Genomic DNA, 24,375 nt, shown 5'->3' on the forward strand with positions numbered 1-24,375 from the left:
GGAATGGCCCAGGTCCTCTCCGACCTTCTCGCCGTCGCCACCTTCCAGGCCGGCTTCAACACGACGGTGGTCATGCTGGGTGCGGCCGCCCTCGGCTGTGCCGCCGGAGCCGCCGGCACCTTCGCCATGCTGCGCCGCCGCGCCCTCGTCTCCGACGCCGTCGCCCACGGCACCCTGCCGGGCATCGCCGCCGCCTTCCTCCTTGCCGCCCTCCTCGGCCGCGCCCCGCGCGAGGCCGGCTGGCTCATGGGCGGCGCGGGCTTCGCCGCGCTTCTCTCGCTCGCCGCCATCGAATGGCTCGGCCGCCGGTCCCGCGTCGGCCACGACACCGCCACCGCCGCGGTCCTCGCCGCCGGCTTCGGCCTCGGCCTCGCTCTCATGTCGGTCGTGCAGACGCTCGCCGTCGGCCGCCAGGCGGGGCTCGAGAGCCTGCTCTTCGGCTCGGCGGCCGGCATGTTGCCCGCCGAGGCGCAGATGATGGCGGGCCTCGCCGTCCTGGTCCTCGCGGTCGTCGCCCTGCTGCTGAAGGAGTTCTCCGCCGTCGCCTTCGATCCCGATTTCGCCGCCACGGTGGGCTTGCCGGTGGCGCGGCTCGACGGGCTCGTCGCCCTCGTCTGCGCCGTCGTCGTGGTCGCCGCCCTGCCCATCGCGGGCTTCGTCCTCGCCGTCGCGCTGGTGGTGATCCCGCCCGCCGCCGCCCGCTTCTGGTCCGACCGCGCCGGCACCGTCGTCGCCGTCGCAGCCCTCCTCGGAGCGGTCTCCGCATTCTCCGGCGCGGCGCTCTCGGCGGTGCTGGCGGATACGCCGACCGGCCCGGCCATCGTGCTCGTCGCCGCTTGCCTCTTCACGCTCAGCCTCCTCTTCGGGCGGGCGCGGGGCCTTCTCGGGGGGCGCGGCTGATGGCCGAGTTCTGGACCGTGGACTTCGTGCCGCTGCTCGCCGCCAGCCTCTCGGCGCTCGCCTGCGCCCTCGTCGGCAACCTCCTCGTCCTTACCCGCCGCGCCATGGCGGCGGACGCGCTCAGCCATGCCGTCGTTCCCGGCGTCGTCGTCGCCGTCGCGGTCACCGGCCTCGCGGGAAGCCTCGTCGTCCTCGCCGGCGGCCTCGCTGCGGCCTTCGCCGCCTCGGGCCTCGTCGCTCTCCTCATCCGCCTCGGGCGGGTCGAGCCGGGCACGGCGCTCGGGGTCGTCTTCACCACCTTCTTCGCCTTCGGCATCCTGGTGCTGGAATGGTCCGGCCTGTCGCGCACCGGCTTCGACATCCACCACGTCGTCACCGGCTATCTGGAGGGCCTCATCTGGATCGGGCGGGATCCCGGCGCACAGGCGAGCCTCCTCCGGTCGCTCATGGACCTGCCGCAGGTGGTCTTCGAGCTCGCCATCGTGCTGGTCCTCGTCGTCGCCATCCTCGGCGCCTTCCGCAAGGAGTTCGCCCTCCTCGCCTTCGATCCGGTCTTCGCCCGGGCGAGCGGCCTGCCCGTGGGGCTCCTCGAGGCGGCGCTTCTCACCGCCACGGCGCTCGCCTGCACGGCAGCCTTCAAGTCGGTCGGGGTCGTGCTGGCGGTGGCCATGATCGTCTGCCCGGCCGCCACCGCGCGCCTTCTGACCACGCGCCTGCCACAGCAGATGGCGCTGTCGGCGGCCATCGCCCTCGGCACCGTCTTCGTCGGCTACGCGGCGGCGGTGCTCGGGCCGCGCCTGTTCGGCTCGGCATTGGCCCTCAACGCGGCGGGAACCATCGGCGCCATGGCGGGCCTGGCTCTGGTCGCGACGGCGGCGATGCGCGGGCGCGCCTGACCCCGGCGCAAATCCATCGGCGCTGCGGCCGCGTAACTGCTTCCAACCTCGCCCGTTCAGGCGTATCACCCGCCCCAGCGAGACATTCCCACCCGCGAGTTCCCATGCGCGAGATGAAGCTTCCCGCCGGCCACGTCCCCGTGAAGACCGGCAAGATCGGCGTGCTGCTGATGAACCTCGGCACGCCCGACGGCACCGACTACTGGTCCATGCGCCGCTACCTCAAGGAGTTCCTCTCCGACCGCCGGGTCATCGAGACTTCGCGCGCCATCTGGTGGCCGATCCTCAACCTGATCATCCTGCAGACGCGGCCCCAGAAGAAGGGCAAGGACTACGCGACGATCTGGAACACCGAGAAGGACGAGAGCTTCCTCAAGACCATCACCCGCAACCAGGCGGAGAAGCTTGCCGCCCATCTCGCCGGCGTCAGCCCCGACATCCACGTCGAATGGGCCATGCGCTACGGCAATCCCGCCATCAAGCCGGCCATCGAGCGGCTGATGGCCGAGGGCTGCGACCGCATCCTCGCCTTCTCGCTCTATCCGCAATATGCCGCCGCCACCACGGCGACCGCCAACGACCACGTGTTCCGCGCCCTGATGGAGATGCGCTGGCAGCCGACGCTGCGCATCGCGCCGCCCTATCACGACGAGCCGGCTTATATCTCCGCCCTCGCGCAGTCGGTGCGCAACCATCTCGCGACCCTCGACTTCGAGCCGGAGGTGATCCTCACCTCATTCCACGGCATGCCGAAGGAGTACCTGCTGAAGGGCGATCCCTATCATTGCCAGTGCGCCAAGACCTGGCGCCTGCTGCGCGAGGAGCTGGGCTACTCGCCCGAGCAGATGATGATGAGCTTCCAGTCGCGCTTCGGTCCGGACGAGTGGCTGAAGCCCTATACCGACGAGACCGTCGAGGCCCTGGCGAAACGCGGCGTGAAGAGGCTCGCCATCATCGCCCCGGCCTTCTCCGCCGACTGCCTGGAGACGCTGGAGGAACTCGACGGCGAGAACCGCCACATCTTCGAGGCGCATGGCGGCGAGAAGTTCACATACATCCCCTGCCTCAACGAGTCGGACCTCGGCATGAAGGTGATCACCACCGTGGTCGAGCGCGAGCTGAAGGGCTGGGTCTGATACGCAACATTTTCGAGGGTGCGGCGACGTGTGACCGAAACAGGATGGGCTGAGACAGCGGCGCTTCCGCGCCCCGTCGCGCTCCTGTCCTTTTCAGAGGTCCTCATGGCCACCCTTCTCTTCGTTCACGCCCCCCGCACCATTCTCGGTCTCCTGTTCCTCGTCAGCGCCGTCGACGGCTTCTGGGCCATGGCGACCGGCAACCACCTGATCCACCCGCCGGTCTCGCCGGAGGGCCGCCTCTTCGAGCAGGGGCTGCAGATGTCGGGCTTCTTCTGGCCCTTCCTGAAGGTGATCAACCTCATCGGCGGCCTGTCGCTGATCTTCAACGTGGCGCCGGCCTTCGGCCTCGCGCTGATCGCCCCGGTCATGGCGACGATCGTTCTGTTCCACGCCGTCCTCAACCCGCAGGGCCTGCCCGTGGCGGGAATCCTCGTCGTCACCGGCCTGATGCTGGTCTGGGCCTATCGGGACCGCTACGCGGCCCTGTTCCGCTGAGAGGACGGGGGCGGCGCCTCACCCCACCGGGCGCACGTCCTCGATGACCTTGCCGTCATTGGGCAGCGAGCCGGGCTTCACCGGCTCGACCTGCCCCTTGAGCTTGAGGATCGCCTGCACGCTCTCGCCGACCGCGTGGACGAATTCCGGCGAGCGCGTTCGCGACTCCACCTTCAGCGTCATGGCGTCGGTTTCGCCGTTGCGCACCACGACCAGCCGCGCCTTGGCGATCTCGGGATGGCGCTTCACCACCTCCGCCACCTGTTCGGGCCGCACGAACATGCCCTTGACCTTGGCGGTCTGGTCGGCGCGGCCCATCCAGCCCTTGATGCGGGTGTTGGTGCGCCCGCAGGGCGAAGCCCCGGGCAGGATCGCCGTGAGGTCGCCCACCGCGAAGCGGATCAGCGGGTGGTGCGGGTCGAGCACGGTGATGACCACCTCGCCCACCTCGCCGGGCGCGACGGGATCGCCGGTGCCGGGGCGGACGATCTCCAGGATGATGTCCTCGTTGAGCACCAGCCCCTCGCGCGCCTCGGTCTCGTAGGCGATGACGCCGCATTCGGCGATGGCATAGGTCTGGTAGGCGTCGACGCCGCGGGAGGCGATCTCCTTCTGCAGCGAGGCCGGAAAGGCCGCTCCGCCCACCAGCGCGCGCTTGATGGAGGAGGCGTCGCGGCCCTTCTCCTTCGCCGCGTCCAGCAGGATCTTCAGGAAATCCGGCACGCCGGCATAGGCGCTGGGACGGTAGGCCTCGATGAGGTCGAGCTGCGCCTCGGTGTTGCCCGGCCCGGCCGGGATCACCGCGCAGCCCACCGCCCGCGCCCCGGAATCGAAGCACCAGGCGCCGGGGGTGAGGTGGTAGGACAGCGTGTTCAGCACGATGTCGCCGCGCTTGAACCCGGCGGCCGTCATGGCCCGCCCGACCCGCCAGACGTCGTGGCCGATCGCCTCCGGTTCGAAGATCGGCCCCGGCGACATGAACAGCCGCCCGAAGGCGCTGGGCTTGCCCGGCACGAAGCCGCCGAAGGGCAGCGCCGCCTTCTGCAGGCTCGGCAGGTCCGACTTGCGCTGGATCGGCAGGTCGGCGAGCGCCGCGCGCGTCGTGATGCTGCGCGGATCGATCTTGCCGAGGTGCCGCCGCCAGGCCGGCACCTTCATGGCCGCGGTGAGAACCTGCGGCAGGCGCTTCATCAGGTCCTTCTCGCGGACGCCTTCGTCGCGCGTTTCGCGCTTGTCGTAATGGCCAGCCATGATGGTCTCCCTCGGGAGCGATTATCGGACCTGGGCGCAGCCGCGCCAAGTCCGCCCTTGATCCGAAGGAACACGGACGCGCTGGAAAGCCCGCTCGATGAAAGGGAGGTAGGATGGAACAGCCATCCCGTCAGCCCGCCCAGCCGCAGGCTTTCAGCGCCGGCCCCATGGCCTCCGGCGGCGGCGCCTCGGCGGCGATGGCCGCCCGCTTCGGATCGAAGGGAACGACGACGGAACGCGCCAGCAGGTGCAGGCCCGGCCCGCCGCGCCGCGGCGCCGAGCCGTAGATGGTGTCGCCGAGGATGGGAAAGCCGCTCTCGGCGCAGTGCAGCCTGAGCTGGTGGGTGCGGCCGGTGACCGGCTCCAGGGCGAGCCACGTCCGTCCCTCGCCCCGTCCCAGAACCCGGAAGCGCGTCAGCGCCGGCTGGCCCTTGGGGTCGGCCTTCATCCACCAGCCGCGCTTGGGGTCCCGAGGGCCCATGGGAATCGCGATCTCCCCGGCCTCCTCCGCCGGGTCGCCTTCCACCACGGCCCAGTAGGTCTTCGTCACCTCGCCGCGCTTGAACATCAGCCCGAGGCGCTCCAGCGCCCGCCGGTGGCGGCCGAGCACCAGGCAGCCGGCCGTGTCCTTGTCGAGCCGGTGGGCGAGTTCGGGCGCCCGCGGCAGGCCGAAGCGCAGCACGTCGAGATGGTCGGCGAGAGTCTCGCCGCCGCCCGGCCCCTTGTGCACCGGCAGACCCGCCGGCTTGTTCAGGATCAGCACGCTGGCGTCGCGGTGCAGCAGGCGCGGGATGAGGCCGAGCGGATCGTCGGGAACGGGGTGGGAGGACGGCGCGGTCATCGCGCATCCATAGTGCGGACACCTCTCGCCCGCCAGCCCGCGCCCTAGCCACGGCCCGCCATCCGGCCTAAATGCCGGGGACGCCCCCGTCACCCCGCCGCCAGCGAGATCCCGTGCCGATGTCCGATCAGCCGAAGCCCGACGAGCCGAAACGTCCCGGTTTCTTCAAGCGGCTGTTCGGACAGGACGAGCCGGTGGCGCCTGCGCCGGCCGAAGTCGCGATCCCCGAGCCCGCTCCGCCCGCCGAAAGCGCATCCCCTGCCCCGGCCGAGCCGAAGAGCTGGTGGCGTCGCCTCACCGAGGGGCTGTCGCGCACCTCCTCGAAGCTCGGCACCGGCGTCACCGATCTCTTCACCAAGCGCAAGCTCGACCATGCGACGCTGGAGGAGCTGGAGGACCTGCTGATCCAGGCCGACCTCGGCGTCGAGACCGCCGCCCGCATCGCCGGCGCCCTGTCCAAGGGCCGCTTCGGCAAGGACATCGCGCCGGATGAGGTCCGCGCCGTCCTCGCCGGCGAGATCGAGGCCGTTCTCGCCCCCGTCGCCCGGCCGCTGGTGGTCGAGAGCGCTACCAGGCCCTTCGTGATCATGGTGGTCGGCGTCAACGGCGCCGGCAAGACGACCACCATCGGCAAGCTCGCCGCCAAGTTCCGCACCGAGGGCCGCTCCGTCCTGCTCGGCGCCGGCGACACCTTCCGCGCCGCCGCCATCGAGCAGCTCAAGGTCTGGGGCGAGCGCACCGGCGCCCCCGTCGTCACCCGGCCGCAGGGATCAGACGCGGCGGGCCTCGCCTTCGACACGGTGAAACAGGCGCAGGAGGCCGGCACCGACGTGGTCATCCTCGACACCGCCGGCCGCCTGCAGAACAAGGCTGAGCTAATGGCGGAGCTGGAAAAGGTCGTGCGCGTCATCCGCAAGGTCGATGCCGCCGCGCCCCATGCCGTGCTGCTGGTGCTCGACGCGACGACCGGTCAGAACGCCCTGACCCAGGTCGACGCCTTCGCCCGCACGGCGGGCGTCACCGGCCTCGTCATGACCAAGCTCGACGGCACCGCCCGCGGCGGCATCCTCGTCGCCGTGGCGGCGAAGACCGGCCTGCCGGTCCATTTCATCGGGGTGGGCGAGGGGATCGATGACCTCGAGCCCTTCGCGGCGCAGGATTTCGCCCGCGCCATCGTCGGTCTCGACGAGGGCTGAGGCCTCAGGGGCGCCGATGATGCGGGTGGCGGCCGTGATGGCGGTGCCGCGGCGCGGGCGCGACCTCGACCGTTCCGGCCGGCGCGAAGTAATAGGTGCGCGGCGTCACGATCGGGCGGTAGACCACCGGCCTGTCGCCGGTGAACCAGCCGCCCCAGAACGCGCTTGCCTGGACGGGCGTGGCCGGCGCGAGGAGGGCGATGGCGCCGATGGCGAGCGCGAAGGGGATCGGGGACGGCAGGCTGCGCGACATGGCGATACTCCGGATACGCCGGGCGATCATGCCGGAACAGAGTCACCAATCCGTTTCCGCCTGCGACGCGCCTGCCGGATGCCGCCGTTCGCGCAATCGGCTAGAACCGTCGCCATGAGCACGCACGGCAACCGACCCGAGGACGACGCCAGGCGGCAGGAGGAAGCCCGCCGCATCCTCGACCGCGCCCACCGCGATTCCGCCCCCATCCTCGATTCCGCGCTCCGCCGCAGCGGTGACTTCCTGTCGGCCCGCGGCGAATCCGACGATCCCGCGGAGATCTGGGGCAAGCGCATCGGCCGGGGCCTCGCCATCGCCGTCGGCATCGGCTGCGTGATCTATCTGGTGATGACCTATGCCCGCTGAAGACGCCGTCGCCGCCCTCGCCGCCCTCAAGGCGCCGGACCTCGAGGCCTTCGAGGCCATCGCCGCGACCGCCTATGCCGGGCTGCCGGAGGATTTCCGCGCCCTCTGCAAGAGCCTCGTCATCCGCGTCGAGGATTTCCCCACCGAGGAGGTGCTGAAGGAGATGGAGGCCGAGAGCGACTTCGACCTGCTCGGCCTCTTCCAGGGCACCGGCATGCCCTTCCAGTCGGTGCAGCATTCCGGCGCCATGCCCAACATGATCTGGCTCTACCGCCGGCCGATCCTCGACTACTGGGCCGAGCACGACGAGACGCTCGGCGCCGTCGTCGCCCATGTGCTGATCCACGAGATCGGCCACCATTTCGGCCTGTCGGACGACGACATGGAGGCGATCGAGAAGCGCGGGGAGTGAGGGGGGCCGTAGAGCTTTCCGTCGTCGCACCACCGCTTCCGTCATGGCCGGGACGAGGCCGGGCATGACGGGTGGAGGCGCGGCACTGTGAGAGGGCGCGACGCGCCGGGTGAAGGCTGGCGAGCGCCCGTCAGCCCTTGCCGAACTTCCACCACTTCTTCTTCTCCTCCGGCATCTCCTCGCCGGGGGCGGGCGGGGCGACGACCTTGGAGAAGCTCTCGAAGAACTCGCCCGCCAGCTTCTTGGCGGTGGCGTCGATGAGGCGCGAGCCGAGCTGGGCGATCTTGCCGGAAATCTGGCTCTTCACGTCGTAGGTGAGCAGCGTCACGCCCTCGCTCTCCTCGGTGAGCTTCACCGTGGCGCCGCCCTTGGCCATGCCGGCGACGCCGCCATTGCCCTCGCCGGAGATGGTGTAGCCGTTGGGCGGGTCGATGTCGGAGAGCGTCACGCTGCCGGAGAAGCTCGCCTTGACCGGGCCGATCTTCAGCACCGCCTTGGCGGAAAAGCCGTTGTCGCCGGTGCGCTCCATGCTCTGGCAGCCGGGAATGCACTGGCGCAGCACGTCGGGGTCGTTCAGCGCCGCCCACACCACCTCGCGCGGGGCTTCGATGCGCTGCGTGCCGGTCATGTCCATGGGAGAGGCCTTCGATTGGGGCGAATTCGGGAGCGGAGACTAGGGCCCGCGGGCAGGGCCTGTCGAGCCCGTCTTCCGCCGGGCCGCTCAGCCGCCGGGCTTCTCGCCTGTGGGCAGTTCGATGGCCTTCAGCGCATCGGCGAGCCGCGCCTTGGCCGAGCCCGGCCGGAGCGGCTTCTGCTGGCTCTCGTGCGGCGCCCAGCCGGACAGCGTCACGACCTGGAAGGTGGCGCGGATACGCCCGTCCGGATCGGCGAAACGTTCGTGATAGACCTCCGCCATTCGCAGCAGGGTCGCCCGCCGGAGCGGCACCCGCCGCCGGCCGGCGAGCGGATTGGTGGCGCCCATGGCGCGCAGGTCGCGCATCAGCGCGAAGACGTCGCCGTAGCGCACGGTCAGCCGGTCCGAATCGGTGACGGGAAGGGCGAAGCCGGCCCGTTGCAGCAGCCCGCCGACGTCGCGCACGTCGGCGAAGGGCGCGACCCGCGGTGACAGGCCGCCGTCGATCTCGCTCTCGGCCGCCGCGAAGGCCTGGCGCAGCTCGGTCAGCGTGTCGCCGCCGAGCATCGCCGCGAGGAACAGCCCGTCCGGCTTCAGCGCCCGGCGCACTTGAGCGAAAACGCCCGGCAGGTCGTCGACGAATTGCAGCCCGAGGGCCGAGACGGCGAGGTCGAGGCTCTGGTCGCGGAAGGGCAGGGCGTCGGCCGGCGCCACCACCACGGGTGCCGCGCGGCGGCGGGCGAGGCTTTCGACCGGCTCGGCGGCGAGCGGCAGGGGCCATCCGCGGCCGGCGATCGCCTCTCGTAGCGCGTCGGTCGGCGTTGCGACGTCGGCGATGGCGGTGAAGCTGCGCTGCACCAGCGCCAGCCGGTCGGCGAGGTCCTCCGCCACCTGGGCCAGCAGGAAATCCGCCGGCTCGCCCCGTGCGGCGCGAACCCGGCGCCGTCCGACGAGTTGCTGGTCGAAATGCTGCTGTGTCATCGGCGCCATATGGTGGCTGGGCCATGCTGCGTCAAATCCGCGCCTCGCCTTGCCCTTGCCCCGCATTGCCGCGAAAGATCGTCCGCAGCAGAAGGATCACCGATGTCGAAGGCATGGAACACGAGCTGGGACGCTCTGGACCGGTTCCTGGCGAATGACGGCTGGGCCACCGCCAGCCACATCGCCCTCAACGGGTTGATGTCGCTCTTTCCCTTCCTGATCCTCGTCACCGCCCTGGCGAGCTTCACCGGCGCGCGGCCCTATAGCGACGAGGTCACCCGCATTCTCCTCGAGGCCTGGCCGGAGGTGGTGGCGAAACCCATCGCCCAGGAGATCGAGACCGTCGTCACCACGACCCGCACCGACCTCCTGACCATCGGCGCCCTGCTCGCCGTCTATTTCGCCTCCAACGGTGTCGAGGCGCTGCGAACCTCGCTCAACCGCGCCTACGAGGTGCGCGAGACGCGCTGGTGGTATGTCTGCCGCCTGGAATCCATCGCCTACGTGCTGATCGGCGCCGTGGCCCTGCTGATCGCGGCGATCCTCGTCGTGCTCGGTCCGTTGATCTGGGCCACCGCCGTGCGCGTCGTGCCGGGCCTGGCGCCGCTCGGCTGGATCGTGCTGTTCCTGCGGGTCACCGCGGCTTCCCTGGTCATCATCATCGCTCTGACCGTGGTGCACCTGTTCTTGCCGGCCGGGCGCCGGCGCTTCCGCGACGTGCTGCCGGGCATCGTCATCACCCTGGTGCTCTGGCTCGTCGCCGGCACCCTCTTCGGCACCTATCTGGCGAGTTTCGCGCAGAACTACGTGAACACCTATGCCGGCCTCGCATCGGTCATGGTGGCGCTGGTGTTCCTCTATTATTCCGCCGCCATCTTCGTGCTCGGCGGCGAGCTCAACGCGGCGATCTGGCGGGCCAACGGCCGCATCGTCTGAGCGGCGTCAGACCGTCCGCAGCGCCGTGATCGGGTCGAGCAGGCTGGCGCGCTTGGCCGGATACCAGCCGAAGAAGACGCCGACGAGGCCGGAGAACAGCACGGCGCCGACGATCGACTGCGGCTCCACCAGCAGCGGCCAGCCGAACCGCGCCGAGACGGCGAAGGCGGCGGCGAGCCCGGTGAGGATGCCGATGATGCCGCCGATGGCGGCGAGCGAGGTCGCCTCGATCAGGAACTGCCGCATGACGTCGCGGCGGCGGGCGCCGACGGCGAGCCTCAGGCCGATCTCGCGCGTGCGCTCTGTGACGCTGACCAGCATGATGTTCATGATGCCGATGCCGCCCACCGCCAGCGAGATGGCCGCCACCGCAGCGAGCAGCAGCGACAGGGTTGTGGCGGCGCCCGCCGCCGTATTGGCGATCTCGGTGAGGTTGCGGATTTGGAAATCGTCCTCCTGGCCCGGCTGGAGGCGGTGCCGCTGACGCAGGAGCTGGCGCATGTCGTCCTCGGCCTGCGCCATGCTCTCGCCGTCGCGGATCTTGACGTGGATGACGCCGACGGAGCGGGCATTGGCGCGGTTCACGCCGACGAGCCTCTGGCGGATGGTCGGCAGCGGCACGAAGCTGGTGTCGTCCTGGTCCTGGCCCATCATCGACTGGCCCTTGGTCTCCATCACGCCGATGACGGTGAAGGGCACGGCGCGGATGCGGACCGTCTCGCCGATCGGGTCGACGCCCTCGCCGAACAGGTTGCGCGCCACCGTCTGGCCGAGGATCACCACCTGGCCGCCGCGCGCGGTCTCCTCCGGTTCGAACAGCCGGCCGGAGGCGATGGACCATTCGCGCGCCTCGAACCAGCCGAGGTCGACGCCCACCACCTCCGTGAACCAGTTGTTGCCGCCGGCGACCACCTGGGTGCGCGTGCGGCTGTTGGGCGCGGTAATCTGGACGCCGGGAACCTCCGCCTCGATGGCGCGGGCGTCGTCTTCCGTCAGCGAGGAGGAGGCGCCGAGCCCGAGGCGCACGCCGCCCTGGGTAACGTTGCCGGGCAGGACGATGAACAGGTTGGCGCCGAGCGACTGGACCTGCGCCAGCACGCGGTCGCGGGCGCCGCCGCCGATGGCCACCATGGCGATGACCGCCGCGACGCCGATCACCATGCCGAGCATGGTCAGGGCCGAGCGCAGCTTGTGGGCGCGCAGGGCGGACAGGGCCTCGCGGATGGCTTCCATCATCGACATGGCGGCCATGATAGCAGACCGGTTGCGCGGCACACGTGAAATGCCTGTCATTCGACATGACGTTGCGGAATATTAATAGACGGAATCGACGTGTGTTTTCCTGTTCGTAAGGTTTTGGCGGTAATCCGAAACTGATGACGAAGCGCGACTCAGAGGCCCTGGCGGGCGGCACGGACACCGGCGGATCTGCGCCGATGGTGGTCGGCCGAGCCCGTTTCGGCCTGAACTGGTATCTCGCCGGCCTCGTTCTGGTCGCCCTCGTGCCCATGATCGCGGCGGCGGCGCTCACGCTGCTCCATGCCGGGCGAGCCTTCGAGGCCGCCTCGGAAGCGCGGCTGCTCGACACTGCCCGGACGCTCGCCCGCGCCGCCGAGAGCGAACTCGAGGGCGGGGCGACGCTCCTCAACGTACTGGTCCGCGTGCCGCACGTCGTCTCCACGCCCGGCGCGGTCGATCCCTGGGCCGATGCCGCCGACCTGCAGATCGGCGGCCGGTTGGTCGAGGAGTTCTTCGCCACCTACACCGGCATTCCCGGAGGCGAGGGCCTGTCGCCTCAGGGCATCCCGCTCGACTCGCTGCGGCGGGCTTTCCGCACCGGCCAGCCGGCCCTGTCGAACGTCTTCGTCGATCCCGGCACGAACGCGCCGCGCATCGCCTTCGTCGCCCTCGTCGCCTTCGACGAGGCGAGCATCCGCTTCGCCGCGCTGGTTATTCCGCCGGAGCGTCTGGTCCAGGCTCTCCAGCGGCCCGAAGCCGGTTCCGGGTTGCTGGTGGCCGTCGTGGATGGACAGGGCCGCTTCGTCGCCCGCTCGCGCGACGGCCAGGCCTCGATCGGCAAGCCGGTGCCCGATTTCGACAAGCTCAGGGCCACGGGATCCCGCGCCGGCAGCCTGCAGGCCACGAGCATCGAGGGCCGGCCGGTCTTCCTCGCCTTCCAGACCCTCAAGGGCACGCCCGACTGGGTCCTGGCGGTGGGGGAGCCGCTCAGCGCCTTCCATGCGCGCACGCGCGCGCCACTGATCGATCTCGCCGTGGCCGCCGCCCTCGCCCTGCTGCTCGGGCTGTTCGCCGCTGCCTGGATCGGCAAGACGGTCCTCACGCCGGTCCAGTCCCTGGTGGGACGGGCCCGCCAGGTCGCGGCCGGCGACGACACGGTGCCGGCCGCCGCCGCGGCGCCATCCGGCATCGCCGAGTTCGAGGACCTCCGCCGCAGCTTGGAAGGGTCGGAGCGGGCCTTGCGCGCGCGTGCGGAGGCGCAGGCGCTCGTCGCCCGCAGCCTCGCCCAGAGCGAGAAGCGCTACCGCATCCTCGCCGGTACGGGGGCCCTCGTCATCTGGCGGCGCGACACCGCCGGCCGGGTCACCGCCACCGGCTGGGACGTGCTCACCGGCAGGACCCCCGCCTTCGATTCGTCCTGGGCCGCCTTCGACGCCTCCTGGTACGACAACCTGCATCCCGACGATGCGCCGGTGGTCCGGGCGACGTGGCAGGAGGCCCAGCGGTCGAGTGACCATTACGACGTCGAGTACCGCGTCCGCCTCGCCGACGGCACCTGGCACTGGGTCCGCTCGCGCGGCGCCAAGGTGGAGGCCGACGACGGCTCGGGCGAGGAGTGGATCGGCGTCATCGAGGACGTGCATGCCCGCCGCGAGGCCCAGACCCGCCTTGCCTACCTCGCCCATCACGACGCCATGACCGGCCTCGGGAACCGCCTCTTCTTCCAGGAGCGCCTGCGCGCCGTCTGCGACGACCCCGCCCTGTGCCGGCAGGTCGCCGTCCTCTGCATCGACCTCGACCGCTTCAAATGGGTCAACGACACGCTCGGCCACGCGGTCGGCGACGCCGTGCTGGTCGCCGTCACCGCGCGGCTGAAGGCCTGCGTCCAGCCCGGCGACGTCCTCGCCCGGATCGGCGGCGATGAATTCGCCGTCATCCAGGTCGCCGGCCCGCAGCCCGAGGCGGTCTCCTCGCTCGCCCAGGCCATTATCTGTGCCCTGGCGGCGCCCATGGCGGTGGCCGACCACGCCGTCGAGCTGACGGTCAGCGTCGGCATCGCCCTGCCGGACGCGGAGGGGCCGGATGCGGTCCTGCGCAATGCCGACATCGCCCTCGACCGCGCCAAGCACGATGGCCGCGGCCGCTTCGCCTTCTTCGAACAGGCCATGGACGCCTCCATGCAGCTTCGCCTGCGGATGGAGCGCGACCTCCGCGCGGCCGTCGACCAGGGCCAGTTCCTGCTGCACTACCAGCCGATCGTCTCCGTCGCGACGGGCGCCCTCGCCGGCTTCGAGGCGCTGGTGCGCTGGCGCCATCCGGAGCGCGGCATGGTGCCGCCGGGGGACTTCATCGGCCTCGCCGAGGAGATCGGCCTCATCGCCCCGCTCGGCCGCTGGGTGCTGGAACGCGCCTGCGCCGATGCGGCGCTCTGGCCGCGGCCGGTCAAGGTCGCCGTCAACGTCTCTCCGCGCCAGCTCGCCGACAGCACCTTCCCCGATCTCGTCGCGGCCACGCTGAAGAGCACGGGCCTCGCCCCCTCTCGTCTCGAGCTCGAGATCACCGAGAGCGCGCTGATGCACAATGTCGAGGCCGCCAAGAACGCGCTCCTGCGCCTCAAGCTCACCGGTTGCTCCATCGCCATGGACGATTTCGGCACCGGCTATTCCTCGCTCGGCTACCTGCGCACCTTCCCCTTCGACAAGGTCAAGATCGACCGTTCCTTCGTCAAACACCTCGCCGGCACCAAGGAGAGCAGCGCCATCATCCGGGCGGTGACCGGCATGTGCGACAGCCTCGGCATCATCAGCACCGCCGAGGGCGTCGAGAACCAGGAGCAGCTCGCCTATCTGCGCGAGGAGCGCTGCATCGAGGCGCAGGGCTATCTGTTCGGGCGCCCGGTGCCGATGGACGAGCTTCCCGCCGTCTTCGCACGCTTCGCCGGTGGCAACGTCCTGCAGATGGACGGCTTCGCGCGGCCCGCTCCCGTCCGCGCATGACCCTGAGGTGATCCATGCGTTCCGCCCACCTTCCCGTGGGGCGGAGCTTGGGCTAAGGGCAGGGCCGACCTGAACCTCCAAGCGGCAGTTCCGAGGATCGCCATGGCCAAATTCGTGCCTCCCGTCTCCCCCCTCGCACCGAAGACTGTGCCGGTCCTGCCGCCGATCGACGGCGTGACCCTCGCCACAGCCGAGGCCGGTATCCGCTACAAGGGCCGCACCGACGTGCTGGCGGTGGGCCTCGCCGAAGGCACGACGGTCGCCGGCGTCTTCACCCGCTCCAAATGCCCCTCCGCCCCGGTCGACTGGTGCCGCGCCAACCTCGCCGGCGGCCGCGCCCGCGCCCTGGTGGTCAATTCCGGCAATGCCAACGCCTTCACCGGCAAGAAGGGCCGCGAGGCCGTGGCGCTGACCGCGAAGATCGCCGCCAAGGCGGCAGGCTGCAGACAGTCCGAGGTCTTCCTCGCCTCCACCGGCGTCATCGGCGAGCCGCTCGACGCCACCAAATACGACGCAGTGCTCGACGGGACCTTCGCCGCCGGCAAGGCCGATGGCTGGCTGGACGCGGCCAAGGCCATCATGACCACCGACACCTTTCCGAAGGTCGCCACCGCCACCGCCAGCCTCGGCGGCGTCACGGTCACCATCAACGGCATGGCCAAGGGCGCCGGCATGATCGCGCCGGACATGGCGACCATGCTGTCCTTCGTCTTCACCGACGCGCCGATCGACGCGCCCGCCCTCCAGGCCCTGCTGTCGAAGGGGGTGAAGACCACCTTCAACACGGTGACGGTCGACAGCGACACCTCCACCTCGGACACGCTGATGCTCTTCGCCACCGGCGCCGCCGCGGCCCGTGGCGCGCCGCGCATCGCCGAGGCCGCAGACCGTCGCCTCGCCGGCTTCCGCAAGGCGTTGCAGGCGGTCCTCGCCGACCTCGCCGAGCAGGTCGCCCGTGACGGCGAGGGGGCCCGCAAGCTCGTCCACGTCGTGGTCAAGGGCGCCGTCTCCAACGCCTCCGCCTTCCGCGTCGCCAAGTCGATCGCCGACTCGCCGCTGGTGAAGACCGCCATCGCCGGCGAGGACGCCAACTGGGGCCGCGTCGTCATGGCGGTCGGCAAGGCGGGCGAACCGGCGGAGCGCGACCGCCTGTCGATTTCCTTCGGCGACATCCGCGTCGCCCACGAAGGCGAGCGGGACCCCGCCTATGATGAGGCGGCGGCCAGCGCCGTGATGAAGAAGGATGTGATCACGGTCACCGCCGATCTCGGCCTCGGCCGCGGCACGGCGCGCGTCATGACCTGCGACCTGACCAAGGACTACGTCGCCATCAACGGCGATTATCGCTCCTGACCGCTCCGCTCTCCTATTGAACACCGCAAACGTTAACTTCTGTCGGCTAGAACGGGAACAGCAATGACCTCGAGGCTGGTTTTCGTCGCCGCCTGCGCCCTGGTCGATCCGGACAACCGGGTCCTCCTGGCGGAGCGGCCCGCCGGCAAGCCTCTGGCGGGTCTTTGGGAATTCCCCGGCGGCAAGGTCGAGCCGGGCGAGCGGCCGGAGGAGACGCTGATCCGCGAGCTTCGCGAGGAGCTCGGAATCCACGTCCAGGAACCCTGCCTCGCGCCCCTGACCTTCGCCAGCCACGCCTACGAGACCTTCCAGCTGTTCATGCCGCTGTGGGTCTGCCGGAGGTGGGAGGGGAGCGTCCGAAGCCTCGAGGGTCAGAGGCTTGCATGGGTGAAACCGGGCCGGTTGCGGGATTATGCCATGCCGGCGGCCGACGAACCCCTGATCCCCTTCCTCACCGAACTGCTCGGTGAGGCACGCGACTGAGAGGAGAGGCCAGGATGGCTCGCAGGTTTCGGCAGATGACGCGCCTCACGGGGCGGTTCGGCGCCAACGAGGCGGGCGCCACGGCCATCGAATATTCGCTGATCGCCAGCGGCATCGCCGGCGCCGTCATCCTCGCGGTCTACGCCCTCGGCGACACCGTCCAGAACACGCTCTACGCCAAGATCACCGGCGCCTTCCAGTAAGGCGGCACGGCATCGCCGCGGCGGGCCGCGCCGATGCCGGTCCTGCCGGAGGCCTCAGGCGACGTACTGGCCGCCGTTGATGGTCAGCGTCGAGCCGGTGATGAAGCCGCCCTCGTCGGAGGCCAGGAAGACCACCGCCCGGGCGATCTCCTCGGGCTCGCCGAGACGACCCACCGGGATCTGCGGGAGGATGCGCGTCTTCAGCACCTCGGGGTCGATCGCCGCCACCATTTCCGTGCCGATATAGCCGGGGCAGATGGCGTTCACCGTGATGCCGGCCCGCGCGCCTTCCTGGGCGAGGGCCTTGGTGAAGCCGATGTCGCCGGCCTTGGCCGCGGAATAATTGACCTGGCCCGCCTGGCCCTTTTGGCCGTTGATCGACGAGATGGTGATGACGCGGCCGAACTTGCGCTCGCGCATGCCGTTCCACACCGGATGGGTCATGTTGAAGACGCCGGTGAGGTTGGTGTCGATCACCTCCCGCCACTGCTGAAGCGTCATCTTGTGGAACATGCCGTCGCGGGTGATGCCGGCATTGTTCACCAGCACGTCGACCGGCCCGAGATCGGCCTCGACCTCTTTGATGCCGGCGGCGCAGGCCTCGTGGTCTGCGACGGACCATTTGTAGACCGGTATGCCGGTTTCCGCCTTGAACTTGGCCGCCGCCTCGTCGTTGCCGGCATAATTGGCCGCGACCTGGTAGCCGGCCTCCTTCAAGGCCCGCGAGATCGCCGCCCCGATGCCGCGGGTGCCTCCCGTGACCAATGCCACTCTCGCCATGAATGAACTCCCTCGCTGGCGTTCCCTTGGATAGACGATTCGTTGATCCCGGCCTTTGTCGGACGGGTTGTAGCATCACTTCATCGGGGGGGAGATGAAGAACTTGCCGGAGGCGGTGTGCGCCCCCGGCCAAGATCGGAGCGCGTCGCGCTCAGCGCTCCACGCACATGGCGACGCCCATGCCGCCGCCGATGCAGAGGGTGGCAAGGCCCTTCTTGGCGTCGCGACGGGCCATTTCGTGCAGCAGCGTCACGAGGACGCGGGCGCCGGAGGCGCCGATCGGGTGGCCGATGGCGATGGCGCCGCCGTTGACGTTCACCTTGTCGGTGTCCCAGCCCATGTCCTTGTTCACCGCGATGGCCTGGGCGGCGAAGGCTTCGTTCGCCTCGATCAGGTCGAGGTCCTTCACGGTCCAGCCCGCCTTCTCCAGCGCCTTGCGCGAGGCCGGGATGGGGCCGGTGCCCATGATGGCCGGATCGACGCCGGCGGTCGCCCAGGAGCGGATGGTGGCGAGCGGCTTCAGGCCGCGCTTCTCGGCCTCCGACCGGGTCATCAGCACGATGGCGGCGGCGCCGTCGTTGATGCCCGAGGCGTTGCCGGCGGTCACCGTGCCGTCCTTCTTGAAGGCCGGCTTCAGCTTGCCCATCGCTTCGATGCTGGCGCCGTCGCGAATGTACTCGTCCGTGTCCACCACGATGTCGCCCTTGCGGGTGCTGATCGTCACCGGGACGATCTCGTCCTTGAAGCGGCCGGCCTTCTTGGCCGCCTCCGCCTTGTTCTGCGAGGCGACGGCGAACTGGTCCTGCTCGTCCTTGGTGATCTGCCACTTCTCGGCGACGTTCTCGGCGGTGACGCCCATGTGATAGCCGTGGAAGGCGTCGATCAGGCCGTCCTTGAGCATGGTGTCGACCATCTCCATGGAGCCCATCTTGGTGCCGGTGCGCAGGTGCGCCACGTGCGGGGCCATCGACATGCTCTCCTGGCCGCCGGCGACGATGATGCTGGCGTCGCCGTTGGCGATCTGCTGCATGCCCACCGCCACGGTCCTAAGGCCCGAGCCGCAGAGCTGGTTCAGCGCCCAGGCGGTCTTCTCGGCGGGAATGCCGGCCTTCATCGCCGCCTGGCGGGCGGCGTTCTGGCCCTCGCCGGCGGTGAGGATCTGGCCGAACACGACCTCGTCCACCTCCTCCGGCTTCACCTTGGCGCGCTCGAGCGCCGCCTTGATGGCGACGGCCCCCAGTTCGTGGGCGGGGAGCGACGAGAGAGCCCCGTTGAACGAGCCGACGGCCGTGCGGGCTGCGCCGACGATGACGACGTCCTCGGACATGAAAACCTCCTGGGCTTGCTGGCGCCTGCCTCGACCGGCGGCGACCTTCCCGGTGACCTTGTCTATGGCACGCGGTGACTGTCAACCGCGCCGAATTGCCAATGAGCCGGGCGTTGTCACGCGGCCGGGAGCCGCGCTGCACAAAACCGTGGCAGCGCCTGCAAAAACACCCTATCGTGACGGTCTCATGGCGCTGTCGGGGGAAGAGCGCCGCGGGTAGGTCCAGGGGGAACGATGGCTAAGAATGATCCGGTCACGATCAAGAAGTACGCGAACCGGCGTCTCTACAATACGGGCACCTCGACCTACGTGACGCTCGAGGACCTCGCCTCCATGGTCAAGGCGGGCGAGGACTTCCTCGTCTACGACGCCAAGTCCGGCGACGACATCACCCGCTCCGTGCTGACCCAGATCATCTTCGAGCAGGAGAACAAGGACGGCCAGAACCTCCTTCCGGTGTCGTTCCTGCGCCAGCTCATCCGCTTCTACGGCGATTCCATGCAGCTGCTCGTGCCGCGCTATCTGGAGCTGTCCATCGACACGCTGTCCAAGGAGCAGGACCGGCTGCGCCAGCAGCTCTCCTCCGCCATCGGCGTCAATCCGCTGGTGGCGCCCTTCGAACAGCACATCCGCCGCAACATGGACCTGTTCGAGAAGGCCTTCACCATGTTCACGCCCTTCGCCCGGCGCGACGACGAGGCCGGTGGCGAAACGAAGCCGGCCGCCGAGGCCGCACCCGCTCCGGCCGCCGCGGCGGCGCCCGCTGCGGGCGAGCTCGACGAGCTGAAGAACCAGCTCTCCGCCATGCAGAAGAAGATCGAGAGCCTGTCGCGGAAATAGCGGCGGGCGCGCCGCGTCAGGCGCTCAGGGCGCGTGGCGCGGCCGGGGTCGCGAGCCACGGCCTGGCGTCGCTGGCCGGGCCCGTATGGTCGCCCTGCAGGTAGTCGCAGCCGAGCTCGGCCAGCACGACGGCCACCTCCTCGCTCGGCACCCATTCGGCGATGGTCGTCAGGTTCATGTGCCGGGCCAGTTCCAGCAGCGCCTTCACGAAGTGGCGGTCGTCCGGGTTCGAGTGGAAGCTCGCGACGAAGGCGCCGTCGATCTTCACGCAGTTGATGCCGAGCTTGCGCAGGTTGCGGAACGAAGTGTGGCCGGCGCCGAAATCGTCGATCGCCACCCGGCACCCCAGCGCCTGGACCCGCGCGACGAAGCGGCGCGTGTCCTCCACGTCGGCAATGGCCGAGGTCTCGGTGATCTCCACCATCAGCCGCTCGACGGCGCCGGGATGGGTGCGGTGCCAGGCCTCCAGCGCCCGCAGCCAGCTCATGTCCATGGTGGTCGCCGGCGACACGTTGACCGAGAGCCGGAGGTCGGGCGCGGCGATCAGCTCGGCCATGGTGAGTTCGAGGACGCGGGCGTCGACGAGCCGGACGAGGCCGAGTTTCTCAGCCAGCGGCACGATGGCGCTCGCCGGCAGCAGCGTGCCGTCGGCGCGGCGGATGCGCAGCAGGCACTCGTAATAGGCCGCCCGCCGCTCCGGGCCCGCCGTCACGATGGGCTGGAAGGCGAGGCCGATGCGCCGGTCGTTGAGGGCGGAGACGATCTCGTCGGTGGTCTTCAGGTTCTCCTGGCGGGCGCGTTCGCGCTCGAGGCTCGGTGCATAGATCTGGAAGGCGCCGCGCCGGCGCGCCTTGAGGCCGTCGAGGGCTTCCTGGGCCCGGCCGAGCATGGCGGCGAGGCTGTCGGCGTGCCGCGGGGCGATGATCCCGCCGATGGTCACCGTGATGGCCACGGGTCCGGCGCGGGTGAGGAAGACGTCGTCGCGCACCGCATTGAGAATGCGCTCCGCGGCGATCTCCATGTCCTCGGGCTGGCAATTGCGGATCAGCATGCCGAACTTGTTGCCCGACAGGCGGCCGAGCAGGTCGCCGCCACGCAGCCGGGTGCGGATGCGCTTGCCCACCGCCGCGATGATCTCGTCGGCGATGTCGAAGCCGTAGGCCTCGTTCACATGGGCGAGGTTGTCGACCGCCGCGACGAGGAGGCCGATGGAGCCGCGCACCTTGACGGCGTCTTCGAGGGCGGTCTCCAGCACCTCGCAGAAGCGGTGGCGCGAGAGCTGGCCGGTCATCGGGTCGATCTCGCTGGCCTCGATCAGACGGCGGCGGGTCTCGTAGCTTTCGGTGATGATGCGGACCGCGCCGTGGGCGCGCAGCGGCCGACCGTCGGAGGAAGCGAACCAGCGGCCGGAATCCTCGACCCAGTGGGTCAGGCCTCCGTGGCCGCGGATCGCATATTCGATGGCGTAGGCGACGCCTCCGCCGCGATCCACGTGCGGCGAGTTGACGATGGCCTCGTAGCGTCCGGCCGGCGATTCCTTCGCCAGCATCTGGGCATAGGCGCGGCCCGAGGAGAGGTGGCGGGGGTCGATGCCGAGCACGTCGCCGGCATTGTCGCTCCAGGTCAGGCGGTCGGAGGGGATGGCCCATTCATAGGTCACCGTTCCCACCGAGTTGAGGATTTCGGCCGCGGCGGCCGGGGTCTCGCTCCCGGCCCCGCGCTGAACGATCGTGCTCTCGTCCCGAACCACTGCCCGTCCGTCCGTTGCTTGTTGCTTGGCACCAATAGGCAGCAAAACAATGAAGGAACTCTTTTGAAGAGCGCCCCGGCCCCCTTTTGTGACGCTGCGTCATGCGCCCGGCGCTGTGGTGAATCCCTAAACTTGTCCCGATCCGGAACGGACCGTCGGGCACGGGCGTTGCTGTGACGGTATCGCCGGTCCTTCAGGGGCCGGTCGAACGTCACGGAGCGGGACATGACCATGGTTCATCCGGCAGGCTCTTCCCAGCCTCCCCGCTGGCGTCGCCGCGAGGAAGACCGCGCCGGCGCCGGCCGGCGCTCCGCCGCCGGCAGCTTCCAGGAGGCGCTGTCGTCGCTGCCCGTCCCCCCGCGGCCCTTCCGCAGCGACGAGGAGCGCACCATCCGCGCCCGCCCTGCCGCGGCCTTCGTGGCTCAGCTTCTCGCCGAGCGCCTCGCTCCCGTGCGCCGCCGCCGTCGCGGCGACCGCGAGGAGGTGGACGCCCGCTATCACGCCGCCGATCCCGACTCCCAGCCGACCGCCAGCGGCTCGCTCATCCGCCGCGACATCTGAACGCCGCGCCGCGCTTCTCAATAGCCGAGCGCGAGCCCGTCCTTGCGCGCATCCGAGCCGCCCACCAGGAATCCCGAACGGTCGATGCGGATCATCTGACCGCCGCCGATCGGCTTCACCGTCACGTCGACCTGGTGGCCCATGGCCCGCACCTTCTCGATCGTCGCCTGCGGCCAGGTCGGCTCCACCGTCGTCTTCTCGCCCTCGAAGAAGGCGCGCGGCGAATCGATCGCCGCCTGCGGGTCCATGCCGTAGTCGACGGTGTTGCAGACCACGTGGGCATGGCCCGACGACTGGTAGCTGCCGCCCATCACGCCGAAGGAGCAGGTGACCTCGCCCTTCTCCAGCATCATCGCCGGGATGATCGTGTGCATCGGCCGCTTGCCCGGTCCGATGCAGTTGGGGTGCGTCTCGTCGAGGTTGAAGCTGGAGCCGCGGTTCTGCAGCAGGATGCCCGTCTCGGGCGTGCAGATCTTCGAGCCGAAATGGTGGAAGATCGAGTTGATGAAGGACACCGCCATGCGGTCGCGGTCGACGATCGAGCAGTAGATCGTGTTGGTGCCCGGCGGCGGCGGGATGAGGCGCGGCGTACGCTTGCCGGGGTCGATCATGCCGGCGAGGGTCTTGGCGAAGTCCTTGGAGACGAGCTGCTCGACCGTCACCGTCATGGCGGCGGGGTCGGCGATGTGGCTGTCGCGCAGCGAATAGGCGAGCCGCGCCGCCTCGATGCCGATGTGCAGCCGCTCCGGCGAGGTCGGGTCCATGCCCTTCACGTCGAACTGCTCGAGGATGTTGAGGATGATGAGGGCGGTGATGCCCTGGCCGTTCGGCGGCAATTCGGCGACGCCCGTGCCCTTGTAGTCGCCGATGACCGGCGTCTCGACCGTGCCGCGGTGGGAGGCGAGGTCCTCGAGGCTCATCAGGCCGCCCTTGGCCTTCAGCGTGGCGACGATGTCCTCGGCCACGCGGCCCTCGTAGAAGCCCTTGGCGCCCTTGGCGGCGATCTCCTCCAGAGTGGCGCCGAGCGCCGCGCTGGTCATGCGCTCGCCGGCGGTGGGGGCGCGGCCGTTCAGCAGGTAGTGGCGCGAGGCACCCGTATCCTTGGCGAGGGCTGCGGCGTCGGCCGGCCAGTCGAAGGCGACGCGCGGCGTCACCGGCCAGCCGTTCTTGGCATAGCCGATGGCGGCCTGCAGCACCCGGCCCAGGTCGAACCGCCCGTGGGTCCTGAGGATCGTCTCCCAGGCCTCGATGGCGCCCGGCACGGTGACGGCATGGACCGAGTCGGTCGGCACCGAGGTCAGGCCCTGGGCGCGCAGCTTCTCGGCCGTCGCGGCCTTCGGCGCCCGGCCCGAGCCGTTGTAGCCCCAGATCGGCTGGCCCGGCTTCGAGATGAGGGTGAAGCAGTCGCCGCCGATGCCGGTCATGTGAGGCTCCACCACGGCCATGACGCCCACCGCGGCGATGGCCGCGTCGGCGGCTGTTCCGCCGGCTTTCAGGATGTCGATGGCGGCGGCGGTGGCGAGCGGGTGCGAGGTCGCCGCCATGGCCTCCGTGGCATAGGCGGGGGAGCGGCCGGGATTGTGGAAGTCGCGCGTCTGGTAGGTCACGGGGGCATCCTCCCTCGCCCGGACTTTCGCCGGGACTGAAAAGCTGGCATCACCGGCTTGCGGCCGCATTCTTGTTCTATGAATAACACAAGGGTCGGCCGCCCGCCACGATGCGGGTGGGTCCGGCTTGTGCACGGGGCGCAGGGCTTGTTGCAAGCATGCTCCGGCCGGACGGCCCATGCGCTGACGCCGACACCCCTGTCCCGGAGCCGACGATGAGCCTTTCCCTCGACACCTGCCGCAGCCTCGCCCATGCGGCGCTCGCCACCGGCCGCGAGAAGGGCATGAAGCCCCTCGGCGTGGTCATCGTCGATGCCCGCGGCGCGGTGCGCCTCACCCTCGTGGAGGACGGCAACGCGCCGCTGCGCGCCGACATCGCCCACGGCAAGGCCTTCGGCTGCGTGATGGTGGGGGTCGGCGGCCGGGCGCTGGAGCGCATGGCCAAGGAGCGCCCGCATTTCATCGGCGCCCTCGGCGGCCTCACCAAGGACCGCCTGACGCCCGTTCCCGGCGGCGTGCTGATCCGTGACGCGGGCGGCGCGATCCTCGGCGCCGTCGGCATTTCCGGCGACACCTCCGACAACGACGAGGTCTGTGCGCTGGCCGGCATCGCCGCCGTCGGCCTCAAGGCCGATACCGGCGCCTGATCTCCAACGGAAAAGGCCGGTCGCGGGACCGGCCTTTTTGACATGCGAAGCGAGGAGGCGATCAGTCGTTGGTCGTCGTCTTCGGCTTCAGGATCTGCTTGCCGCGATACATGCCGGTCTTGAGGTCGACGTGGTGCGGGCGGCGCAGGTTGCCGGAATCCTTGTCCTCGACATAGGTCGGGGCCACGAGGGCATCATGCGAGCGGCGCATGCCGCGACGCGAGGGCGACGTCTTTCTTCTCGGAACGGCCATGGAACTCTCTTCTGGCGGGGCCGCAGGAGGAAGCCC

Annotated in this window: 26 protein-coding genes; 15 read left to right on the top strand and 11 right to left on the bottom strand. The window is 70.1% G+C overall.

Annotated features, from left to right (window positions below; genetic code table 11):
• The first annotated feature begins 3 nt into the window (after positions 1 to 3).
• From C6569_RS19855 to C6569_RS19870, 4 genes are all read left to right on the top strand, one after another.
• The gene (locus C6569_RS19855; RefSeq protein WP_106750490.1) at positions 4 to 900 is read left to right on the top strand and encodes a metal ABC transporter permease; all 897 of its coding nucleotides are present in this window, start codon (positions 4 to 6) and stop codon (positions 898 to 900) included.
• Complete coding sequence (locus C6569_RS19860; protein ID WP_106750491.1) at positions 900 to 1,796, top strand: metal ABC transporter permease; 897 nt, start codon at positions 900 to 902, stop codon at positions 1,794 to 1,796. Before C6569_RS19855 ends, C6569_RS19860 begins: the two co-directional genes overlap by 1 nt.
• A gap of 104 nt (positions 1,797 to 1,900) precedes the next feature.
• The gene (gene hemH / locus C6569_RS19865; RefSeq protein WP_106750492.1) at positions 1,901 to 2,932 is read left to right on the top strand and encodes a ferrochelatase; all 1,032 of its coding nucleotides are present in this window, start codon (positions 1,901 to 1,903) and stop codon (positions 2,930 to 2,932) included.
• Between the two features lie 105 nt (positions 2,933 to 3,037).
• A complete protein-coding gene (locus tag C6569_RS19870) occupies positions 3,038 to 3,430 on the top strand; it encodes a hypothetical protein (RefSeq protein WP_106750493.1) in 393 nt (130 codons plus the stop codon).
• Positions 3,431 to 3,448: 18 nt separating this feature from the next.
• On the opposite strand, the gene C6569_RS19875 is transcribed toward C6569_RS19870, so the two are convergent.
• Positions 3,449 to 4,681 carry a phenylacetate--CoA ligase family protein gene (locus tag C6569_RS19875; protein WP_106750494.1) on the bottom strand — a complete coding sequence of 411 codons (1,233 nt, stop codon included), beginning with the start codon at positions 4,679 to 4,681 and terminating at the stop codon, positions 3,449 to 3,451.
• A 130-nt stretch (positions 4,682 to 4,811) separates the two neighbouring features.
• Positions 4,812 to 5,522, bottom strand: coding sequence for an RluA family pseudouridine synthase (locus C6569_RS19880; RefSeq protein ID WP_106750495.1), 711 nt, complete (start codon positions 5,520 to 5,522; stop codon positions 4,812 to 4,814).
• Between the two features lie 71 nt (positions 5,523 to 5,593).
• Here C6569_RS19880 and ftsY point away from each other — a divergent pair, with 71 nt between their 5' ends.
• Positions 5,594 to 6,718 (top strand): signal recognition particle-docking protein FtsY, encoded by a 1,125-nt coding sequence (gene ftsY / locus C6569_RS19885; protein WP_106750496.1) that lies wholly within the window; start codon positions 5,594 to 5,596, stop codon positions 6,716 to 6,718.
• A 4-nt stretch (positions 6,719 to 6,722) separates the two neighbouring features.
• On the opposite strand, the gene C6569_RS19890 is transcribed toward ftsY, so the two are convergent.
• Positions 6,723 to 6,971 (bottom strand): hypothetical protein, encoded by a 249-nt coding sequence (locus tag C6569_RS19890; protein ID WP_106750497.1) that lies wholly within the window; start codon positions 6,969 to 6,971, stop codon positions 6,723 to 6,725.
• Positions 6,972 to 7,085: 114 nt separating this feature from the next.
• On the opposite strand from C6569_RS19890, the gene C6569_RS19895 reads away from it, so the two are divergent.
• Entirely contained in the window at positions 7,086 to 7,337 is a 252-nt protein-coding gene (locus tag C6569_RS19895; RefSeq protein WP_106750498.1) for a hypothetical protein, read from the top strand.
• Positions 7,327 to 7,749, top strand: a complete 423-nt coding sequence (locus C6569_RS19900) for a metallopeptidase family protein (protein ID WP_106750499.1) — start codon at positions 7,327 to 7,329, stop codon at positions 7,747 to 7,749. The genes C6569_RS19895 and C6569_RS19900 overlap by 11 nt, the downstream gene beginning before the upstream one ends.
• Positions 7,750 to 7,879: 130 nt before the next feature.
• Here the strand turns inward: C6569_RS19900 and C6569_RS19905 are convergent, their stop codons facing one another.
• Together C6569_RS19905 and C6569_RS19910 are read right to left on the bottom strand one after the other, a co-directional pair.
• Positions 7,880 to 8,383, bottom strand: coding sequence for an SRPBCC family protein (locus tag C6569_RS19905; RefSeq protein WP_106750500.1), 504 nt, complete (start codon positions 8,381 to 8,383; stop codon positions 7,880 to 7,882).
• Positions 8,384 to 8,470: 87 nt separating this feature from the next.
• Positions 8,471 to 9,364, bottom strand: coding sequence for a methyltransferase domain-containing protein (locus tag C6569_RS19910; RefSeq protein WP_245898170.1), 894 nt, complete (start codon positions 9,362 to 9,364; stop codon positions 8,471 to 8,473).
• A gap of 102 nt (positions 9,365 to 9,466) precedes the next feature.
• Here C6569_RS19910 and C6569_RS19915 point away from each other — a divergent pair, with 102 nt between their 5' ends.
• Positions 9,467 to 10,300 carry a YihY/virulence factor BrkB family protein gene (locus tag C6569_RS19915; RefSeq protein ID WP_106750502.1) on the top strand — a complete coding sequence of 278 codons (834 nt, stop codon included), beginning with the start codon at positions 9,467 to 9,469 and terminating at the stop codon, positions 10,298 to 10,300.
• Between the two features lie 6 nt (positions 10,301 to 10,306).
• On the opposite strand, the gene C6569_RS19920 is transcribed toward C6569_RS19915, so the two are convergent.
• Positions 10,307 to 11,551 (bottom strand): ABC transporter permease, encoded by a 1,245-nt coding sequence (locus C6569_RS19920; protein ID WP_245898171.1) that lies wholly within the window; start codon positions 11,549 to 11,551, stop codon positions 10,307 to 10,309.
• Between the two features lie 125 nt (positions 11,552 to 11,676).
• On the opposite strand from C6569_RS19920, the gene C6569_RS19925 reads away from it, so the two are divergent.
• The 4 genes from C6569_RS19925 to C6569_RS19940 all read left to right on the top strand — a co-directional run bounded on the left by C6569_RS19925 (position 11,677) and on the right by C6569_RS19940 (position 16,574).
• A complete protein-coding gene (locus C6569_RS19925) occupies positions 11,677 to 14,535 on the top strand; it encodes a bifunctional diguanylate cyclase/phosphodiesterase (protein ID WP_106750503.1) in 2,859 nt (952 codons plus the stop codon).
• A gap of 102 nt (positions 14,536 to 14,637) precedes the next feature.
• Entirely contained in the window at positions 14,638 to 15,888 is a 1,251-nt protein-coding gene (gene argJ, locus C6569_RS19930) for a bifunctional glutamate N-acetyltransferase/amino-acid acetyltransferase ArgJ (protein ID WP_106750504.1), read from the top strand.
• 63 nt (positions 15,889 to 15,951) lie between these two features.
• Positions 15,952 to 16,371, top strand: coding sequence for a (deoxy)nucleoside triphosphate pyrophosphohydrolase (locus C6569_RS19935; protein ID WP_106750505.1), 420 nt, complete (start codon positions 15,952 to 15,954; stop codon positions 16,369 to 16,371).
• A gap of 14 nt (positions 16,372 to 16,385) precedes the next feature.
• The gene (locus C6569_RS19940; protein WP_342750242.1) at positions 16,386 to 16,574 is read left to right on the top strand and encodes a Flp family type IVb pilin; all 189 of its coding nucleotides are present in this window, start codon (positions 16,386 to 16,388) and stop codon (positions 16,572 to 16,574) included.
• Between the two features lie 54 nt (positions 16,575 to 16,628).
• On the opposite strand, the gene phbB is transcribed toward C6569_RS19940, so the two are convergent.
• Both phbB and C6569_RS19950 read right to left on the bottom strand, forming a co-directional pair.
• The gene (gene phbB, locus C6569_RS19945) at positions 16,629 to 17,354 is read right to left on the bottom strand and encodes an acetoacetyl-CoA reductase (protein ID WP_106750507.1); all 726 of its coding nucleotides are present in this window, start codon (positions 17,352 to 17,354) and stop codon (positions 16,629 to 16,631) included.
• A gap of 151 nt (positions 17,355 to 17,505) precedes the next feature.
• Positions 17,506 to 18,681 (bottom strand): acetyl-CoA C-acetyltransferase, encoded by a 1,176-nt coding sequence (locus C6569_RS19950; RefSeq protein WP_106750508.1) that lies wholly within the window; start codon positions 18,679 to 18,681, stop codon positions 17,506 to 17,508.
• Positions 18,682 to 18,915: 234 nt separating this feature from the next.
• Between C6569_RS19950 and phaR the strand changes: the two genes are divergently transcribed.
• On the top strand, positions 18,916 to 19,521 hold the full coding sequence (gene phaR, locus C6569_RS19955; protein WP_106750509.1) for a polyhydroxyalkanoate synthesis repressor PhaR: 606 nt from the start codon (positions 18,916 to 18,918) through the stop codon (positions 19,519 to 19,521).
• Positions 19,522 to 19,537: 16 nt separating this feature from the next.
• Here phaR and C6569_RS19960 read toward each other — a convergent pair whose 3' ends face one another.
• The gene (locus C6569_RS19960) at positions 19,538 to 21,271 is read right to left on the bottom strand and encodes an EAL domain-containing protein (protein ID WP_245898172.1); all 1,734 of its coding nucleotides are present in this window, start codon (positions 21,269 to 21,271) and stop codon (positions 19,538 to 19,540) included.
• A gap of 225 nt (positions 21,272 to 21,496) precedes the next feature.
• On the opposite strand from C6569_RS19960, the gene C6569_RS19965 reads away from it, so the two are divergent.
• Entirely contained in the window at positions 21,497 to 21,832 is a 336-nt protein-coding gene (locus C6569_RS19965; protein ID WP_106750510.1) for a hypothetical protein, read from the top strand.
• 17 nt (positions 21,833 to 21,849) lie between these two features.
• Here the strand turns inward: C6569_RS19965 and ggt are convergent, their stop codons facing one another.
• A complete protein-coding gene (gene ggt, locus C6569_RS19970; protein ID WP_342750243.1) occupies positions 21,850 to 23,439 on the bottom strand; it encodes a gamma-glutamyltransferase in 1,590 nt (529 codons plus the stop codon).
• A gap of 215 nt (positions 23,440 to 23,654) precedes the next feature.
• On the opposite strand from ggt, the gene C6569_RS19975 reads away from it, so the two are divergent.
• On the top strand, positions 23,655 to 24,086 hold the full coding sequence (locus C6569_RS19975) for a GlcG/HbpS family heme-binding protein (RefSeq protein WP_106750511.1): 432 nt from the start codon (positions 23,655 to 23,657) through the stop codon (positions 24,084 to 24,086).
• Between the two features lie 61 nt (positions 24,087 to 24,147).
• On the opposite strand, the gene rpmF is transcribed toward C6569_RS19975, so the two are convergent.
• Positions 24,148 to 24,339, bottom strand: a complete 192-nt coding sequence (rpmF, locus tag C6569_RS19980; protein WP_106750512.1) for a 50S ribosomal protein L32 — start codon at positions 24,337 to 24,339, stop codon at positions 24,148 to 24,150.
• Positions 24,340 to 24,375: the final 36 nt, after the last annotated feature.

The sequence above is a fragment of the Phreatobacter cathodiphilus genome (genome assembly GCF_003008515.1).
GTDB classification, from domain to species: Bacteria; Pseudomonadota; Alphaproteobacteria; order Rhizobiales; family Phreatobacteraceae; genus Phreatobacter; species Phreatobacter cathodiphilus.